Raw genomic sequence first — 626 nt, forward strand, 5'->3', positions numbered from 1 at the left:
ATTGGTGCCGCCGTTCGCCGACATCGCGTCGATGGTGCTCTTGACGGTGCTGGCTGTGCTGGTCAGCGCCAGCAATTTGGCCGGGCAGTACGGGTCTTGGTCGGCGACAAATTGCGTTGTCAGCGCCGATGGCAATGCGTCGGAGACGTCGTAGCTCTGATCGCGGTCGGTCACACAGCCGTTCCAGTTCGAAGTTGAAGGCGAGCCTACGGAATGGCTCCAGGTGTAGCCATGCCCCTTGCACATCGCCATCGTGTACCAGGAGCTCCGTCCGCTGCTGCAATAGGAGTTGCTGGAGGAATCCTCCGACCTGGGGTCCCATAGATCCCAGCGCAGCCACGTGGCCGAGACCTTGTCGATGCCGACGTTGACGGCGCTCGCGAACGGAATCACGGAGAACATGACATCGCCCGGGGTCTTCGCCAGCGCCCCGAGCTTGTCGACAAGGTTCTTGGATGCGGTCTTCAGGTTGCTGATCTTGGTGCCCCCCATGGAACCGGTGTTGTCGAGCACCAGCGCGATGCGCAGCAGGTTGTTCCCCCAGGTCGAGGTCGAGCCGACGCTGAAGTCGAGGGTTGGAAAGCCGGCAATCTGCATGAACTGGCTCTTGATTTCGCCCGACGCCG

At 61.8% G+C, this 626-nt stretch carries 1 protein-coding gene; it reads right to left on the minus strand.

The features are described 5' to 3' along the window. Positions 1 to 597 (minus strand): vWA domain-containing protein (locus IVB42_RS13995; RefSeq protein ID WP_247398133.1); only part of this gene is annotated, 597 nt, incomplete at its 3' end. Between the last annotated feature and the right edge of the window lie 29 nt (positions 598 to 626).

Origin of the sequence: Bradyrhizobium sp. 45 (genome assembly GCF_023073155.1) — a bacterium.
Classification (GTDB): Bacteria; Pseudomonadota; Alphaproteobacteria; order Rhizobiales; family Xanthobacteraceae; genus Bradyrhizobium; species Bradyrhizobium canariense_D.